Annotated in this window: 17 protein-coding genes and 1 tRNA gene; 16 read left to right on the plus strand and 2 right to left on the minus strand. The window is 39.2% G+C overall.

The annotated features are described in order from the left end of the window. Nucleotides 1-31 precede the first annotated feature (31 nt). From I6J02_RS19170 to I6J02_RS19235, 14 genes are all read left to right on the plus strand, one after another. Nucleotides 32-772, plus strand: a complete 741-nt coding sequence (locus tag I6J02_RS19170) for an HmuY family protein (RefSeq protein WP_236582173.1) — start codon at nucleotides 32-34, stop codon at nucleotides 770-772. Between the two features lie 58 nt (nucleotides 773-830). After that, on the plus strand, nucleotides 831-1811 hold the full coding sequence (locus I6J02_RS19175) for a DUF5018 domain-containing protein (protein ID WP_236582174.1): 981 nt from the start codon (nucleotides 831-833) through the stop codon (nucleotides 1809-1811). Between the two features lie 63 nt (nucleotides 1812-1874). After that, a complete protein-coding gene (locus I6J02_RS19180) occupies nucleotides 1875-2480 on the plus strand; it encodes a hypothetical protein (protein ID WP_201679379.1) in 606 nt (201 codons plus the stop codon). Nucleotides 2481-2569: 89 nt separating this feature from the next. Then, entirely contained in the window at nucleotides 2570-3544 is a 975-nt protein-coding gene (locus I6J02_RS19185; protein ID WP_201679380.1) for a hypothetical protein, read from the plus strand. Between the two features lie 112 nt (nucleotides 3545-3656). After that, entirely contained in the window at nucleotides 3657-4775 is a 1119-nt protein-coding gene (locus I6J02_RS19190) for a cytochrome-c peroxidase (protein ID WP_201679381.1), read from the plus strand. A 264-nt stretch (nucleotides 4776-5039) separates the two neighbouring features. After that, a complete protein-coding gene (locus I6J02_RS19195) occupies nucleotides 5040-6332 on the plus strand; it encodes a S41 family peptidase (RefSeq protein WP_201679382.1) in 1293 nt (430 codons plus the stop codon). A 97-nt stretch (nucleotides 6333-6429) separates the two neighbouring features. Next, entirely contained in the window at nucleotides 6430-6990 is a 561-nt protein-coding gene (locus I6J02_RS19200) for a biliverdin-producing heme oxygenase (RefSeq protein ID WP_201679383.1), read from the plus strand. 151 nt (nucleotides 6991-7141) lie between these two features. After that, nucleotides 7142-7696 carry a TetR/AcrR family transcriptional regulator gene (locus I6J02_RS19205; RefSeq protein WP_201679384.1) on the plus strand — a complete coding sequence of 185 codons (555 nt, stop codon included), beginning with the start codon at nucleotides 7142-7144 and terminating at the stop codon, nucleotides 7694-7696. Between the two features lie 7 nt (nucleotides 7697-7703). After that, entirely contained in the window at nucleotides 7704-8948 is a 1245-nt protein-coding gene (gene fabF / locus I6J02_RS19210) for a beta-ketoacyl-ACP synthase II (protein ID WP_201679385.1), read from the plus strand. Nucleotides 8949-9095: 147 nt separating this feature from the next. Beyond that, nucleotides 9096-9169 (plus strand) — tRNA-Pro (locus I6J02_RS19215). A gap of 190 nt (nucleotides 9170-9359) precedes the next feature. Next, complete coding sequence (locus tag I6J02_RS19220) at nucleotides 9360-10247, plus strand: bestrophin family protein (RefSeq protein WP_201679386.1); 888 nt, start codon at nucleotides 9360-9362, stop codon at nucleotides 10245-10247. A 104-nt stretch (nucleotides 10248-10351) separates the two neighbouring features. Further along, complete coding sequence (locus I6J02_RS19225) at nucleotides 10352-11269, plus strand: helix-turn-helix domain-containing protein (protein ID WP_201679387.1); 918 nt, start codon at nucleotides 10352-10354, stop codon at nucleotides 11267-11269. A gap of 86 nt (nucleotides 11270-11355) precedes the next feature. Further along, nucleotides 11356-12567 (plus strand): MFS transporter, encoded by a 1212-nt coding sequence (locus I6J02_RS19230; RefSeq protein WP_201679388.1) that lies wholly within the window; start codon nucleotides 11356-11358, stop codon nucleotides 12565-12567. Between the two features lie 113 nt (nucleotides 12568-12680). Next, nucleotides 12681-13565 (plus strand): SIR2 family protein, encoded by an 885-nt coding sequence (locus tag I6J02_RS19235; RefSeq protein WP_236582175.1) that lies wholly within the window; start codon nucleotides 12681-12683, stop codon nucleotides 13563-13565. A gap of 495 nt (nucleotides 13566-14060) precedes the next feature. On the opposite strand, the gene I6J02_RS19240 is transcribed toward I6J02_RS19235, so the two are convergent. Further along, on the minus strand, nucleotides 14061-14708 hold the full coding sequence (locus tag I6J02_RS19240; protein ID WP_201679389.1) for a Crp/Fnr family transcriptional regulator: 648 nt from the start codon (nucleotides 14706-14708) through the stop codon (nucleotides 14061-14063). 359 nt (nucleotides 14709-15067) lie between these two features. Then, the gene (locus I6J02_RS19245) at nucleotides 15068-15514 is read right to left on the minus strand and encodes a DoxX family protein (RefSeq protein ID WP_201679390.1); all 447 of its coding nucleotides are present in this window, start codon (nucleotides 15512-15514) and stop codon (nucleotides 15068-15070) included. Nucleotides 15515-15818: 304 nt separating this feature from the next. On the opposite strand from I6J02_RS19245, the gene I6J02_RS19250 reads away from it, so the two are divergent. Together I6J02_RS19250 and I6J02_RS19255 are read left to right on the plus strand one after the other, a co-directional pair. Then, nucleotides 15819-16376, plus strand: coding sequence for a hypothetical protein (locus tag I6J02_RS19250; protein ID WP_201679391.1), 558 nt, complete (start codon nucleotides 15819-15821; stop codon nucleotides 16374-16376). 3 nt (nucleotides 16377-16379) lie between these two features. Further along, nucleotides 16380-16841 carry a hypothetical protein gene (locus tag I6J02_RS19255; RefSeq protein WP_201679392.1) on the plus strand — a complete coding sequence of 154 codons (462 nt, stop codon included), beginning with the start codon at nucleotides 16380-16382 and terminating at the stop codon, nucleotides 16839-16841. Nucleotides 16842-16876 lie beyond the last annotated feature (35 nt).

The raw sequence follows: 16876 nt of genomic DNA on the forward strand, positions 1-16876 counted from the left end.
TTTAAATAAAAATAACAACTATTATTAACACATGAAAAGTACAACCATCAACTCTTGCATCATGACGATCTACAAGACCGTGTTGCTGCCCATACTGGTAGGCTTTATCTTTATCGGCTGCAGTAAGAGTGATACTCCACAACCTGATCCGGAACCCGAGCCGCCCACTGCAGAGAGTATGTTTAATACACTCATTACAGTCAAAAACTTCGGAGAAGCCTTACCACAGGGAAGTGAACCAACTACAAAACAATCTCCTATATATTTTAGTCTGGAAAGTAAACAAGGAATCAATCCGGATTACAAACAGACTGCCAGATGGGACCTTTCATTTGATGATATATACCGAAGTTTCCTCAATTGCAACACACCGTTGCGAGGCGGAACCGGTAAAGGCGGAATTCTAATCGTCAAACAAAAATTCGAAGATGTAACCGAGGTTCCGGCAGACAATCTTTTCCGTACAGGAGAAAAATCGTACGGCACAGATGATTCCGGTGCATTTGGGGAAGGTCTGGGCTGGTACCTTTATGATTTCGGAGGTACAATCAAAGGTGGTTCTGATCCCCGTAAAGCCCATGTATGTTATCCGATAGAAGGTCACACAATCATTGTCCGCACCGCGAAAGGGAACTATGCTAAAGTCAGGATACAGAGTATTTATAAAGACTTGTTAGATCCAAAAGATTGGTATAAAGATTCCCCTACCCCTTATTTTACCTTCCAGTATGTATTGGTAAAAGCAGGTAGTAAAACATTTGAAATCAAATAATAATAACCTTAATCTTATCCGAATCCAGATGTTTAGTACACAAACACGAACCAATAACATGAATAAACTATATGCATTTCTATGCACACTGCTTTGCATAGTGATGACCCTCAGCTCCTGCACGAAGACAGAAGAGCTGGAACCGCTACCGGAAGATAAAATACTGGAATACAAAGTAGTTAATCTTACCGATGATCAGGTTATCTATGGTGCTATTGATAATCAAAAAAATACAATTACGGTATATCTTCCATTCTATTACGGTCTTTCTGTAATTGATCCGGAGATTAAGCTTTCTAACGGAGCCAAACTAAAAGAAGAAATTCTTCCCATTCAGGTAGAAGCTACAGGAACAACATATACAGTCACCGCTGCGAATGGTATTTCCAGAACTTATACATTGCAAATAGTTCTTCAAAGTACATCTTCACTGGCTGTATCCTGGCAGACTCCACTTTCTCTTAATCAATCACCAGGAAAAACTATGCCCGCTATCCTGGGAAATTTTGCACACAGTAACGCCAAACTCGTTAAAGTAACCCTGATCAATCAGGAAAATCAAAAGCGATATACGATGGGGGTTAACAGTGCTTCATTATCCACTATAGAGAAAGACCTTTATCTTTTACGTTTTACCGGTACCGAATATATAGACAGAATTCCTGCCGACATTACCAATGGTACGTACAAAGTAGAAGTCCAAAGTCTGGGACATACGTCACTTATCGCAGAACCTTTGACAATCTCTTATGTACAACCTGATGTTTACCTTCCTAAATCATCCATAGACCTTAAGAAAACAGATGAGTGGGAAATTGTTCCGCAATCCAATACCGTATTTCTGGGATTACAAAAGGTGACTGCGACTGTCAATGGAAAAGATTATGTTCTGCCTGTCAAATCATGGAGCAGAACAGCCCTAAAAGTTGGTTTCCCAACAGATTTTCCATCAGGAAATTTACCTGTTGTAAACGTCAGATTTGACTTCGAAGGATGGAAGTCAGTGACCTTAAGCGCCTGGTTGAACATTACAACATAGCATCCACAAGCCCGTTGGGCATATATATCTTAACTATTTAATAATTTTTAAAAACACAAAAAAATGACAACAGTAAAATCATTCTTCAAAACGGCCTTAGCCATCGCTGCTTTGGCAACACTTACCGTATCTTGTAACAAAGACAATGAAAAAGTAACTCCTTTAGAGTTGAATAAAGCGCAGGCAAACTCTTCTTTATATGTTATTGATGGCCAATGGTGGTCACCAATGAATGCTGCTAACTGGCCAAATGTCTATGTAGATATATCCGGAACAGGAGCACAAAGTCTGGATGATCTGGATCCGCATCAAATTGTTTTGGGTAGCCATGTAAATGGTAATATCTCTGCAGGAGAAGGATACTCAATCAAATTTATCAATAAAGACTACAGCACTGTAGTGGCAACAGACTGGAATTCAACAAGTGCAGTTGCAGTAACTACTCTTGGCCGTGAAACAGCTACTACTCCTCCATACGGATGGTACACATACAATACTACAACACGCGCTAACGAAGCTATCGCTGGACGTACTATTTTAGTAAGAAACACTGCAGGAACAGTTACTTACGCTGTGAAATTAATCGAATTCACAAATGTAAGCCAAACAGGTTCAGGAGCAGGTCTTCAGGTTAAAGCTGATGCAAATATTGCATTCAAAACCTTATAAAATTTAACCAAAATGGATTGTCGGTAAGTGGATGTGCCGACAGTCCATTTTCAATCACACATCCGCATACACTTTTATTTGTAGGCGCTATGCAACTTATTACCCAAACATTAAAACGCTATTCTTTTTTACTCCTGTTTTCTGCGTTTTTTACGCAGCTATTATCTTCATGTTCCAAGGAATATGTAGACTTCCCCTACAATGAGATCGAGAGCTTTGAAGTAAAGGATGCCAATGGCAAAACACTATCAGCCAGTATCGTTAATAATGAAATCATCCTGTATTGGCCACCCTATCAGGAAGAACCTACTACATTGACACCAACTATTGTCGTATCTGACCGTGCCAGTATCAGTCCGGCTTCCGGAACTGCTATAAGCCTTAAAACAGATGAGTCTGCCAAATATATTGTGAAAGCGCAAGACGGAACGACCAGAACATATACTTTAAAACTACAGGTCAATCAGCCCATGATAAGCGCCACCCTATCTCTGTCTGCTGATTTGGTATACAACATCGGATCTTCACCAACAATCGGATTGAGTACGCAGCATATACTGACAGATAAAGATAAAACAACTGCTTTTTTAATTGACGAAAGCAATAAAGAAACCAAACTAACCATAGAGACATTAGAAGCAAATGGCATCAGTGTGGTCGTACCAACAGAACCAAATGTCGGTACGTATAAGATTAAGATTGTTTCAGGAATACGCTCGGTTACAACAGAAGCATTCAAAATAGCTCCTCCGGCATTCGCCGCACTGGTAACCAATGATATGGTTACACGCAATATCAAACGTGGCGAAAAAATGCTGCTTAATTATAGTGTAAGTGCATTCAAAAAATACTACAGCAACAGCGTGGGTTCATTCAAGCTAATTGATCTGGGACGGGTAGAACACACCGTTACAGAGGTAAATTTCAATGAATCTACTCAAAAAATCGAAGTCACTATTCCTCAGACAGTAGCATTAGGAAGAATAAGATCCTTCAATGCTTATGATAAAAGCGGAGTATTAATAGGCAGTCTTGTGACCACCAATTATACCGTTACACAGTAGCAAAGAAGAGCGTTATCCTGTCACAGATAATATAACCTCTTTAGTCATAAAAATGAGTATCTGGAATACAACATTGCAGATACTTATTTACTAAATCCTAATTTCCGATTTCATGTTATCTTCTACCTTTCAATGGTTAATTATACTAATCATATGTGTTTTTTGCGCGTGTAGCAAAGCAAAAGGTCCGGATACAGATCCTCCTGTTATTCCGGAGGAGAAAAGCCTGCGAGAGCAATATGAAACCCGTTCGTCCTTATGGCCCAAACCTGTGCTGGATGAAGGCATTCTGTTTCAGGAGCTGGCAGTCATGCCTGCCGGGCCGGTTGATGCTGTTGCTCAGCGCAAAGTTATCGCTTTAGGTAAAGTGCTCTTCTTCGATCCGCGTGTTGGTCGTGGTGACAACTCCTGCTCCTCCTGTCATAATCCGGCAACCTACTGGGTAGATCGAAAAAAAACTGCTGAAGGTATAGCTACACATCACCGCAATACTCCTTCTATGGAAAATGTGTGGTATGTCAATGGCAGGCTCTTTCTTGACGGTCGTGCAAAGACGTATGCAGAGCAGATTGCCGAAGCTATCGAATCTCCAATCGAAATGGGAGGAAATACTTATACCCTGCCTGCAAAGCTGTCTGCTGTAAAAGATTATCTGGCTCTTTTTGCAGAAGCGTACGGAGATCAGGAAATTAACAGACAGCGCATACTGGATGCTATTGCGGTATATTCTCAGAGTATTGTAAGCGGAGAAACAGCTTTTGATAAATTTCTGAAAGGTCAGTACAAGGCACTGAGCGACCAGCAGATTGAAGGTTTGCATCTGTTTCGCACAAAAGGAAGATGCTTGAATTGTCACAATGGTCCGTTTCTGACAGATCTGGAATACCATAATTTAGGATATGCAACAGATCGCACAGGAACTCTTGACAACGGCAGATTTATAGCCACAGGCATAGAATCCGATAGAGGGAAGTTTCGTACAGCAGGTCTTCGGAATATTGCACAAACATACCCGTATATGCACAACGGTACTGTATCCACATTGGAAGAAATGCTCGATCTGCTGAGTCAGGGAATGCCTCAGGTAAGCGGACAGCAGATCAATGGAGAACTATCCCCCCATATCAAAAATCTACGTTTGACGAGTACAGAACGGAAAGCAATAGTCTCTTTTTTAGAATCCCTGAGTAGTGAACCGACGGCGACAGAAAGACCCGTAATACCGGAGTAATAAAACACAAAACCCCGAAGCTGTGAAGTTCCGGGGTTTTGCTGCCAACAGTAAAATACCATTGGACATATATATCTTAAGGATGCAAAAATATAATTATCAACCCATTATATGAAAGATAAAATGTTAAAGTTTGTAAAAATCACAAAATTTATAGCTATAATTCTACATAAGCACCTTTAAAAATGTATACGCGATAAGCATGCTATCAAATCTAATCAGTAAATTAGTCTCTGAATTAACTAACTAAAGAACCCGCAAAAGATGCAAAAAATATACACGTCCCGGCAGCCCTATCACAAGATATGGAGCAGACATCTGCTTTTTTTCTTACTTCCCGTTTTCCTTCTGGCCAGTTGTAAGAAAGATAAGGATACCGATCCGGAAGAAGATAAAATTATATCACCGACTACAGGGACACGTACACAATTTACACTGGATTCGATCTTTCTGTATGCCCGTCAGGTATACCTGTGGCAGGATGCCTTACCGACATATCAGGATTTTGATCCCAGGACAAGATATGGGAGCATCAACCCGGAGTTGACTGCATTTAAGAAAGAACTGTTTGACATTACGCAGTACAAAAAGAACAGCTCTGGCATTCCCTTTGAAAACCCAATAGGCGTAGGTGTTTCGAAGTATTCCAATATTGAAAAAGGAACAGCCCAATCCGGATCTACTGCAGCTATCGCAGCGACTTCATCCCCGATACTGTATCAGAAAACCTGGCAGGAAGGAAATCAAAGTATAGGATATATAGCGCTGGGCTCCTTCCCTATACTGAGCAGTTGTCAGGCGGCTCTGGATGACTCCTTTGCGACAATGGCTGCGTTTGCGCCTACAAACCTGATTATTGATCTGCGGAGTAACGGAGGAGGTTATGTGGAGACTGCGAAATACCTGACGGATCTGATTGCTCCTACTTCTCTCAACGGAAAGGTCATGTTCACCGAACAATTCAATCCGATTATGCGGGAAGGTAAAGCCACTATATTAACCCGTCAGGTCTTTCTGAACGAACAGGGCAAAACAGTATCCTATCAGGGACGTGTGGCAACAATGGCAGATGTGAATTTTTCAGAACAAGGGACTACAAAAGTTTTCGAAAAGAAAGGAAAACTGGAATCTGTCAAAAACATTTATTTTATTGTCACCGGCAGAACAGCTTCGGCAAGCGAGTTAGTCATCAGCAGTCTCATGCCGTATTTCCCCGTTAAGCTGATAGGACAAAAAACATACGGTAAACCTGTTGGCTTCTTTGCCATAAATATTGATCAGTATAAACTCTATCTTGCCAGTTTTCTGATTCGCAATGCAAATGGCTGGTCAGACTATTTTAATGGTATACCGGTAGATGTGAATGTCACCGGGGTCCCGTCTCTGCCTCTGGGAGATCCCAATGAACCCTATCTGGCGGCAACATTGGATCTAATCAGCGGGAAAGTCAAATCATCCACTTCAGCGCGCTCAGCAACTACACAGCTCACACAAACAGAACAACAGGAAGCCGTCCCTTATGTACCCATGATAAAAAGAGATCTGAAACTGAAATAAAGCGAAATTCATAGATTAATAAGCAAAAATCAGCATACAAGAGAAGGAATTAATACGAATATTTGTATTAAACCGTTAAATAAAAAAAGAATATACAATGTTAAGTCAACATATCAAAGAATCTACCAAATCTGCACATCAGGCCTTAGAAGGCACTGTCGTTAGACAAATGAAAGCCATTCGTTCAGAAGCTGATTACGCAGACTTTTTAAACAATTTCTACATCTATTTTAATGCTATTGAAAAGGCAATCCAGCCTTACATCAGTGCCGATGTCCTACACGACTATGCTGATCGCAGAAAGTCAGACTACATCAAAGCAGATATTGAGTCGCTGGGCGGAACTGTAGAAAACAGATCTGATATCAAAGTTCCGGAGATCAGCAATCCTTTAGAAGCATTAAGTGCATTGTATGTACTGGAAGGCTCGATCATGGGAGGACCAATCATTGTGCAGATGCTCAATAAATATGGTATACACAAAGGTACTTCCTTCTTCTCCGGCTATGGTGAGAACACAGGCAAGATGTGGGGTATTTTCACTGCAGCTCTAAATACACAGGGCGAAAACCCGGAGACACATCACAAAGCCGCAGAAATCGCCAATGAAACATTTTCCCGTTTCGGAGATGTATTCAATACGACACAAGTTTCCTAAAAATAGCCTTATTTTTTTTGACGGGAAGCCTGTTGGCTTCCCGTCTTTTTTATGTACCTTATTTTTCTATTTCTTCTCTTTCATCTGTAAATACGGATTTAAAAAAATAAATTTGCCTACCTACATGTAGGTAAGTATATTTGTATCTGATATGGATACACGATCAGCCATACTTACATTAGCAGATAAACTCATTCGGGAGAAAGGGTTCAATGCATTCAGTTTTTCTGATATTGCCAGACAACTGAATATAAGAAATGCGTCCATTCATTATCATTTCCCTACCAAGACCGCATTGGGAGCTGCTGTAATTGATTATCATATTGATCAATTCAACACCACAAGACAAAATTCCGAGCATCTTTCTGCCATTGACAAACTGGAAACTTTCTTCGCTATTCATGCCCAGATAGAGTTGGAAAAAAAGGTCTGTATTATAGGCTCTTTAGCCCCTGATTATCATACGCTGGAAGACTGTATGACAGATAAACTCAGGGAATTTTCATCTTCTATGCTGGATTGGGTTACCGGATTTTTAGAAGAAGGTAAAAACGAGGGAGTTTTTAATCTCAACACAGATATCCGGACAAAAGCTCTTCTGATCATATCCAATATGGTGGCTATTGTTCCGCTCGCAAGGCTGACAGACAAAAATGATTTCAAACGAATACAAGAAGCAATTAAAAAAGAGCTTCTGCTAAAATAACAAGAAAATGAGAAGAGTAGTTATCACTGGAATGGGAGCTCTGACTCCTATCGGTAACAATGTAAAGAAATTCTGGCACTCCCTTATCAATGGTGTAAGTGGAGCTGCGGCTATTACAAAATTTGACAGCAGCAAGTTCAAAACAAAATTTGCCTGTGAACTCAAAGATTTTGACCCGCTGGATTACATGGACAAGGCCGAAATCCGCAAATATGATCCTTTTACCCAGTATGCACTTATAGCTGCAGAAGAGGCTATAAAAGATGCCGATATCAATTTTGAAGAGTTAAACAGAAACCGGATCGGAGTGATATGGGGGTCAGGAAACGGCGGAATACAAACCTTCCAGCAGCAGGTCAGCGAATTTGCACTTGGAGATGGGACTCCTCGATTTAATCCGTATTTTATCCCTAAGATGATCGTAGATATTGCCGCTGGTATGATTTCCATAAAATACGGCCTTAGAGGTATCAACTTTTCTACTGTATCTGCTTGCGCTACCTCGAATACAGCTATTATAGATGCTTTTAACTATATCCGTTGGAATAAAGCTGACATGATCATCACAGGCGGCTCGGAAGCCCCTATCACAGAAAGTTCAATAGGTGGATTCAATTCTGCAAAAGCCTTATCTACACGCAACGATGATCCTCAGCAGGCATCCAGACCTTTTGATATAAACAGAGATGGCTTTGTAATGGGTGAAGGTGCCGGCGCACTGATACTGGAAGATCTGGAAAGCGCAAAGAAAAGAGGCGCAACTATTATTGCAGAAATTGTTGGCGGTGGAATGGCCGCAGATGCATACCATATGACCGGTACACATCCGGAAGGTGAAGGTGCCTATCTGGGGATGCTCGCAGCATTGGAAGATGCTGGTCTGCAGCCGGAAGATATTGGTTATCTCAATACACATGCGACATCTACAGCTCAGGGGGATCTGAGTGAACTGAGAGCCGCACTGCGTGTTTTCGGAGCTGAAAGTAAAGTAAATATCAGTGCTACAAAATCCATGACAGGACACCTGTTAGGAGCTGCAGGTGCAATAGAATCCATTGCCTCTATCAAAGCAGTACAGGAAAACATAATCCCTCCAACAATCAACTCGGTTGATATTGAACCCGAATTTAAAGATATATTCGATCTTACTTTAGAAAAAGCACAGCATAAAGAACTGCATTATGCAATGAATAATACGTTCGGATTCGGCGGACATATTGCGACTTCTATTTTCAAAAAATACACAGATTAAAACAGTTTTCTGAACACCCAGATTTCAGTTTTTTCATTTATCCGGAAGCAGTCAAAGCTGATGCTTCCGGATAAATTAAATAATCTCCGGTTTAGATCAAAAAAAATTGATTATAACCGTTCTCTTTGTTTTATTTGTACTTCCTTTCGGGATGTAGCGTAGCCCGGTATCGCGCCAGCATGGGGTGCTGGAGGTCGTCGGTTCAAATCCGGCCATCCCGACTAACTCTTACAGTCTTCAACGATTCGATCCGTTCTTTCTTTTTTAAAGATACTTTAAGATCTGCCCACTCTACCCCTCCTTTATTTTTTTTAGTATAAATACCGTTTCGTAAAACAATGAATATAAAATATTGTTTCTTACTTAATCTGCATTTAAACAGCTGCAGTAACACTATTTAATTAGAAACATATGCTATTAAACAAACGTATATCGGTGTGGGATTTTATTAAAATAATAAAATTTGACTTACTCTATATTGTCACCTTCTCCCTGCTGATCGGATGGGTTTCTCATGAGAAATATCTGGAATCTATTGTTATTCCTCTGCCTATTATTTCTACTATGGGAACGATTGTTTCTTTATTACTGGCCTTTCGGACAGCACAATCTTACGACAGATGGTGGGAAGCACGCATTGTATGGGGCGGTATAGTTAATGATTCCCGTACACTGATACGCCAGTTAATACAATTTCTGCCAGACAGCTCACAACAGGAAATTAATTCATTTGCCGAACGTCAGATCATCTGGAATTATGCCCTCAGTGAATCGCTCAGAAGAGTTCCGTTTTCACATAAAGTACAGCACTACCTGGATAAAAATAATATACATGATCACAATATTCCCAATACCATACTCAGTGCGCATAGTTTACAGCTTAAACGGCTGGCAGAACAACAGCAGATCACAGAGTTTCGTCAGGTACAGATAGATGAAACATTAGTACGTCTCTGCGATTCAATGGGAAAATGTGAACGGATAAAAAACACAGTATTCCCGTCATCTTACAGTGTTTTGCTACATTTTATGATTTGTGTATTCATTGTTATGCTTCCCTTTTGCTTAAGCGACAATCTGATGTATGCCAAAATTGCACTCACAATAGGTATACCCGTAATTTTTATTGCTATTGAGAAAACAGCCATTATGATGCAGGATCCATTCGAAAATTCGCCTATGGATACACCGATGACAACCTTAAGCCAGACTATTGAAATGAATATTCTGCAACAGATAGGCGAGAAAAATGTGTCTAAACCCGCTCCTCCTGCACCTGAAGAGTACTATATTATGTAAGCAATAAGAAATTGTCTTTCGCTGCTCTACTTAAAATGATCAGCGTATATGTTTTTTACGTAAACATAACCGTATCCCTCATTTGATTTTTGTAATTTTGCAACATGGAAGCAAAGGAAACTTTAGAGGAATATTACAGCAGGTTAAGCAAACCGGTTCCTCTGGAATTCAGTATACATGGAGCCAATGCTGCACACTTCAATATTCTGAAAAGAGGAAATTGTTTTACTACATTAAATTTTGCCCGCAGAGACTATTACAAGATTGTTCTTACCCGTGGGAAAGCGCTTTTACAAACTGAAAAAGGAGAAGTGCTGATTGATAAACCTGCGCTCTTCTTTTCGGACAGAAATATTCGTTTTGGATGGGAGAATCTACCTGAAGATCAGGAGGGTTTCACCTGTTTATTTAATGAATACTTTATCACACCAACAATACGACAATCTTTCCGAAAACTATTCTCCTTATTTAAAGATGATATATATCCCTTTCTTTTTCTAAATGACACACAATATGAGCATCTGCATCACTATTTTTCAAGTATGCAGCGCGAGTATTGCAGCAATTTCAGTGATAAAGATCTGTTATTAAAAGATTTGCTGAATCTTGTTGTCTATACGGCGATCAAGATCAAGACGACCAGTATGCCTCATGATTCGGGTATTTACCAACAGGATATCGTAACCCGTTTTATGGATCTGCTTGACAATCAATTTCCGATTGAATCCCCTGTACCGGGTTTACAACTCCGGACTCCTGCCCATTTTGCAGACAACCTGCATATACATGTGAACCACCTCAATCACAGTCTTAAAGTACAAACAGGCAAAACCACCAGTGACTGGATAAAGGAGCGTATACTCGCTGAGGCTGTAAATCTCCTGCTGCACAGTGGCTGGCGTATCGCCGAAATTGCAAACGGACTTGGGTTTGAATATCCTCAGCATTTCAATACATTTTTCAAAAAGCATATGGGTGAAAGTCCCCGTCAATACAAATTCACATCGGCAACACATATTTGATTTTTGTACTTTTTGATTTGAATTCCTTATTTTTTACTCTTATCATATGAACTACTTTTGTACTCTGATCTGACACAAATAAGTCTATGAAATTATACGACCCCAAATACAAAAGCATCTGTACACTTTCTATTTTTCTGATGATACCCCTTTCTGGTCTTGTCACAGATGTATACCTTCCCTCCTTCCCCGAAATGCAGAAAATGCTACATACCAATGCCGGAGGTATTCAATTAACATTAACATTTTTCCTGATCAGCTACGGTATTTCTTTGCTTATGGCGGGAAGTATTGTAGACAGCTTTGGAAGATACCGTATTGTATTGGTAGCACTCACCGTATTTTTGCTAAGTAATGTGGCTATTGCGACTGTTCACAATATTCATTTTATATACTTAATGCGCATTTTACAGGGAATTTCAGCCGCTTTTATAGTGGTTGGAAAACGCGCTTTTCTTGTGGATATTTATTCCGGACGACAATTACAGCATTACACCAGTATGCTTACGATTATCTGGGCTATGGCTCCTATCACTGCCCCCTTTATAGGCGGTTATTTGCAGCAGGCTTTTGGCTGGACAGCAAATTTTTATCTGCTGGCGGGCTATTCCCTGATCTGTCTCTTAATTGAATTGTTTTTTTCAGGAGAAGCACTTCAGATTCGTAAACCTTTTGATGCACAAAATATCCGCCAGTCTTATCAGCATGTCCTTGGAGCTCCGGATTTTAGTATAGGTCTGGTTGTGCTGGGATTCAGTTATGGTATGGTGATGGTATTTGGAATGGCTGCTCCCTTTATCGTTGAACAGCGGTTTCACTTCTCTGCTGTCACTACAGGATATTGTGCATTGTTGTCGGGTCTGGGACTTATGACGGGCGGAATTCTAGGTAAAACATTACAGAATAAACCATTTTTTTCAAAGCTCGTTACCGCTGTAACTATACAGCTCGCACTTTCCGTTATTATGTATACTACATCACGATACAATCCAAATATTTATGTTCTGATGGCATTCGTATTGTGTCTGCATGTGATGTCGGGGTTTATTTATAATATTTACTTTACGTATTGCCTTACTCGGTTTCCCACACATGCTGGGGTAGCAAGCGGATTGACAAGTGGCGGTTGCTATTTGGTCACCTCTCTGGCGAGTATGATGCTGATCAAGACGATTAAGATCAACGGTCAGGAAGGTCTGGCGGTAAGCTATTTTGTATTTGCACTATGTATAGCACTATCCCTGTTCATTTTCATGAGATCTATGAAAACTTCTCAGATAACAACAGTTGGCCATTAGTTTTCCGGATCAATAACAGGAGAATTATTGAAAATTAGCGATTAATACGGTATATTGGCGTAACTGTTCCTCTGCATTATGCTTGGAAATTTTTACTTATAAAGCATTTTGAGATGGAAAAATCAGCACATATATACGCTCTACTGATTGGAAATGATATAAACAACATTTCTCCCGGAAAAAGCTGGAATGATCTCCTTCAGGAGATAAAAACAAAGTTTCGTATCCAGGATATAGAAGATACAGATAAGCCTTTTCCAATGCTCTATGAAGAAATCTTTTTAAAAGCAATAAGAGCTGGAATGCTCCACGAGAAGGAGCTCAAAACCTATATAGCAAATCGGGTTTCTGAAATAAATCCAAACACTATACACGAACAAATTCGCCAACTTCCGGTGTCCCATATTATGACCACAAACTACGAGTATACGCTGGAAGGTCAGGTACCGGTTAAAAACGATAGCGTCGTTAAGGAAACAACCTACAGTATATATCGCAGACATCAGCTGGATAAAAAAACGTATTGGCATATTCACGGAGAGTGCAACAGTCCGAATTCTATAAATCTCGGCTATGAGCATTACTGCGGACAGCTACAGGGAATGAGAAATTATACCATATCCGGCACCAATTACAGCAATTCCAGAGTCGACAATACTTCCTTTATCAGACAATTGGCTAAGGGAAATAAAATAGTCTGTCAATCCTGGATTGATCTGTTTTTTACTACCGATATTCATATTTTCGGACTTGCGCTGGATTTTGTAGAAACGGATTTGTGGTGGCTCCTGACTTACAGGGCAAGGAGTAAGTTTTACAAACGAAATCCATTTATCCGGAATACTATATACTATTACATTCCTGAATACTATACCGAACGGTCAAAAGCGAAGCTGGATTTATTGAAAACACATGATGTAAAGATCGTTATCATCAATGAAAATGATAAGCAATCTTACTATCAATGTATTTTGGACAGGCTAAAAAACAGGATATAGCAAAAAAATGCTTTTCTGTAAAAAGCACATCTTTAAAAATTTACGAATTCTGTTGATTAGAGAAGGTTAACGGGAGTGTTAACGCTTCTTGGATTCTGAGGGAGTCTCAGTTGTTGTTGGATTTACAAAACCCCAGTTAGTTACATAATACAAGTAGGGATTCTTTTGCAATTGAGTTTGTTTTACTTTTTGTTTTTTAATCATATATTATTCCTTTCTTTTTGATTTTTACTAATATACGCAATTATTGCGCCAATTCCTAATATGGAACTAAAATTATTAGCAAAAACGGCACTAATTGATATCTATGTGACATTCGAAAGGTAAGATTAAAAATAAGATACAGACCTATAAATAAGCAAATTAACATGCTGAACCTGATTAAAATTGGCACACATTAAGATATTGTTAAATTTTCATCTTCAAAATATTAAGCTTAGCTAAATACCTTTTTTGACTTTTTCCAGTTCTTTTTTCTACTCATGAATTTTGCCTTTACTCATGATTTATTTTACTTTTCGCTATTTCTCCTCTCAACCTGCTGAGAGAAACATGTGTAATCCCAAGATAAGAAGCAATCAGACCATGAGGTATATTATCTTCAAGATCAGGAAATTGCTCCCGAAAAAACAACAATCTCTCTTTAGTATCGTAGCAACGCAGAAATACCTTGTTATGAGAAATCTGTAAAATCTCTTCCTGAACAAAGTGCCGTTCAAAGACTTCAAATTCTTTGTTTAATTTATGTAATCTCTTGTATTCTTTTAATGAAATTTCTGCCAGTATAACATCAGTCACAGCCTGCAGGCTAAAGATACTTTTATTGTTTCTGGTTCGCAGGAAATGAGGAGTAATAAGCGACTTAGAATTGTAAAAACCTGTGGTCACTATATTTTCCTTTTCACAGGCATTGCATCGATGCAGTATTCCGGATAATAATACATATTCTGAATTGTTTACCTGACCTTCAGAAAATATATGACTTCCCTTATCCAGCCTCCTTATCTTGCATTTGTCATAAAATATCTGTTTCGAAATTTGGGATTTTACACCGTGCTTATTCAATATACGCTCCAGTTCCCTTCTTATTTTTCCCTTTGTATAAGAGTAGTTTTCATTTATCTTTTCCCCAAAATTTTCCATAGTTGATTATCTTTAAACTTTATATCGTATTAAATTTTAATACATGATTGAAGAAACAAGCTCTGCTAACAGGGCTTTAATCTGGATTATTCCTTCGAACGAATGGTTGGTTATGTAAACTATCATTGTCAGAATTCTTAAATGCAATAGCGCAGGCGTTAGTGTCTGTATGTGCAGGATTGAATTAACAACCAATTCCTCTTAACAACTAAATATACATAAAACATCCATTCAAAATAAAATTATTTAACCTAAATAGGTTAAACAATTCCTTCAACATCTATTTTATTTCTAAAATTCACAATAAAGGCTATCTTAAAAGACAGCCTTTATAATTTCCACCGGAAGTAATGTGTCTCCTATATCTTACGCAGATATCCGGGTTTATTCATTGCATTATCAAGGGAATAAGGTCCCGAACCAATAATAAAAAATACAATAAGTAATACCAGTACAATCAAAGAAAACCAGAATTCAGAATTCAGAAAACTAAATCCATCTGTAATATTGACAAAGAAAACCGCACCAAGTAGTATGGGTATCTGAAATGCAACGGCTAGCCGTGTAGATAGCCCTAAAGCAATAAACAACCCTCCTACCAGATGAGCAAATGCTACATAGTGGACTGCAGACCATATGGATAACTGAAAGTTGGTTTTTTGAATGAGCCGGGACACGGAATCCGTATCCATAATAAAACTCACTCCTTTTGCAAAGATCACAATTCCTAATGCGATTCTTAGTACGTCTAGCCAACGGGGATGATGGGCATCTCCCCAGTGCTCAATCTTGCTTACCAGGTTCATAATAACCTCCTTTTTAATGAGTTATATAAAGTTAACAATAAAATTTGCGCAAATCCTCAGTTTTATTGTAACATTTACGGACAAGCGAAACATTAAAAAGTAAAACCATAAAAAAAAACCATAAAAAAAGAAGACGCCCGAAGCGGGGAACTTCGGGCGTCTTTCTAACCAATTATTAACCTAAATTATGAAAAGTACTGATATAACGATCCTAAAGCCTCCAACATTACATCCAGCACAACTTTTTAAGATTTTTTAACATTTTAAAATGTAATTACTTACTTTTGCACAGCAAATTTAAGGCATGCGCTACCATCGCTTACTTCGTTTTTTTCTGATAGGACTCCTGTTTATCATTCAGCTGCTATTTCTTCTGGCTATATTCCGTGAAAACATGCAGTCTCCTTGGGTATCTGTTTTTATTATAGCCATCTCTATTCTTATTCTCGTATCCTACATCAGAGCTCCCATTCATCACGACAAGCATCTTTATGATCATATCCTGGTGTCAATAGGTGTACCTCTAGGCGCAATAAGCTGTTACTATCTGCATACTCACTTTCATCTGGGAACTGTGTTTTCGGCAGGTATTATAGGTACAGCAGGTTCTTTTGTCCCGCTTCTGAATAAACGGTCCGCTTATCTTCAGCAGCTGCCTGCCGCCATTTATTGCGGAGCTTTTGTGGGGATGTCCAGTGAAGGTATTGCCAATGGTTTTACTTTTATCCTTGCAGCGAGTATTTGTACTGCTGTATTACTGGTTGTTTCCAAAAGCTTGTTTTCGGGAATCGGAGGCAAACTGGGAACACTGGCCTTTTTAGGTGTGTCTATCACTTATCTGATTATCTTTCTTATTCGTTAGTTAATGGAAGTCTTTATTTTAATCTGTGTAGGTATTTTCGGAAGTCTCTTATCTTTCTATACCAGTGTTCATCTGAAGCAAGGGCCGATCCGTTCTTCCGCTTCACTAACTATGCTGGTTGCCGGATTTCTGTATTTTTTCCCTGAACTGCTGTCGCCTTATCTTACTAAAAATATACCTTACGTATTCATAGGCTCCTCTTTTATTGGCATGGTGTCTTCCGGTCAGTTGTCCAGCTATCTGGGACTAGGACTTGCCGGGCTGATTTTTACCTTTATTTTCCTGAATACAAGCCGATTTTTCGATGGCTTTGGTGGTGCACTGGGCACTTCGGCCTGTGTATCCTTACTGGCAGTAATGAGTATACCCTATCTCAAGACCAACCGAAAAGTAACTATAGGTTTTTTACAGTTGAGAAGATTCGTTCTGAAAAATAAAAAAAGACGTATCCGCAAAGTACGTTAGAGAATCCTATTTTTATACCGGTTAATATAAGGACA

Source organism: Sphingobacterium spiritivorum (assembly GCF_016725325.1).
Taxonomy (GTDB): Bacteria; Bacteroidota; Bacteroidia; order Sphingobacteriales; family Sphingobacteriaceae; genus Sphingobacterium.

Bases quoted from the DNA above. Each gene is read 5' to 3' on its own strand.
- I6J02_RS19170 (WP_236582173.1), top strand. From the start codon at position 32: ATGAAAAGTACAACCATCAACTCTTGCATCATGACGATCTACAAGACC.
- I6J02_RS19175 (WP_236582174.1), top strand. From the start codon at position 831: ATGAATAAACTATATGCATTTCTATGCACACTGCTTTGCATAGTGATG.
- I6J02_RS19180 (WP_201679379.1), top strand. From the start codon at position 1,875: ATGACAACAGTAAAATCATTCTTCAAAACGGCCTTAGCCATCGCTGCT.
- I6J02_RS19185 (WP_201679380.1), top strand. From the start codon at position 2,570: ATGCAACTTATTACCCAAACATTAAAACGCTATTCTTTTTTACTCCTG.
- I6J02_RS19190 (WP_201679381.1), top strand. From the start codon at position 3,657: ATGTTATCTTCTACCTTTCAATGGTTAATTATACTAATCATATGTGTT.
- I6J02_RS19195 (WP_201679382.1), top strand. From the start codon at position 5,040: ATGCAAAAAATATACACGTCCCGGCAGCCCTATCACAAGATATGGAGC.
- I6J02_RS19200 (WP_201679383.1), top strand. From the start codon at position 6,430: ATGTTAAGTCAACATATCAAAGAATCTACCAAATCTGCACATCAGGCC.
- I6J02_RS19205 (WP_201679384.1), top strand. From the start codon at position 7,142: ATGGATACACGATCAGCCATACTTACATTAGCAGATAAACTCATTCGG.
- fabF (WP_201679385.1), top strand. From the start codon at position 7,704: ATGAGAAGAGTAGTTATCACTGGAATGGGAGCTCTGACTCCTATCGGT.
- I6J02_RS19220 (WP_201679386.1), top strand. From the start codon at position 9,360: ATGCTATTAAACAAACGTATATCGGTGTGGGATTTTATTAAAATAATA.
- I6J02_RS19225 (WP_201679387.1), top strand. From the start codon at position 10,352: ATGGAAGCAAAGGAAACTTTAGAGGAATATTACAGCAGGTTAAGCAAA.
- I6J02_RS19230 (WP_201679388.1), top strand. From the start codon at position 11,356: ATGAAATTATACGACCCCAAATACAAAAGCATCTGTACACTTTCTATT.
- I6J02_RS19235 (WP_236582175.1), top strand. From the start codon at position 12,681: ATGGAAAAATCAGCACATATATACGCTCTACTGATTGGAAATGATATA.
- I6J02_RS19240 (WP_201679389.1), bottom strand. From the start codon at position 14,708: ATGGAAAATTTTGGGGAAAAGATAAATGAAAACTACTCTTATACAAAG.
- I6J02_RS19245 (WP_201679390.1), bottom strand. From the start codon at position 15,514: ATGAACCTGGTAAGCAAGATTGAGCACTGGGGAGATGCCCATCATCCC.
- I6J02_RS19250 (WP_201679391.1), top strand. From the start codon at position 15,819: ATGCGCTACCATCGCTTACTTCGTTTTTTTCTGATAGGACTCCTGTTT.
- I6J02_RS19255 (WP_201679392.1), top strand. From the start codon at position 16,380: ATGGAAGTCTTTATTTTAATCTGTGTAGGTATTTTCGGAAGTCTCTTA.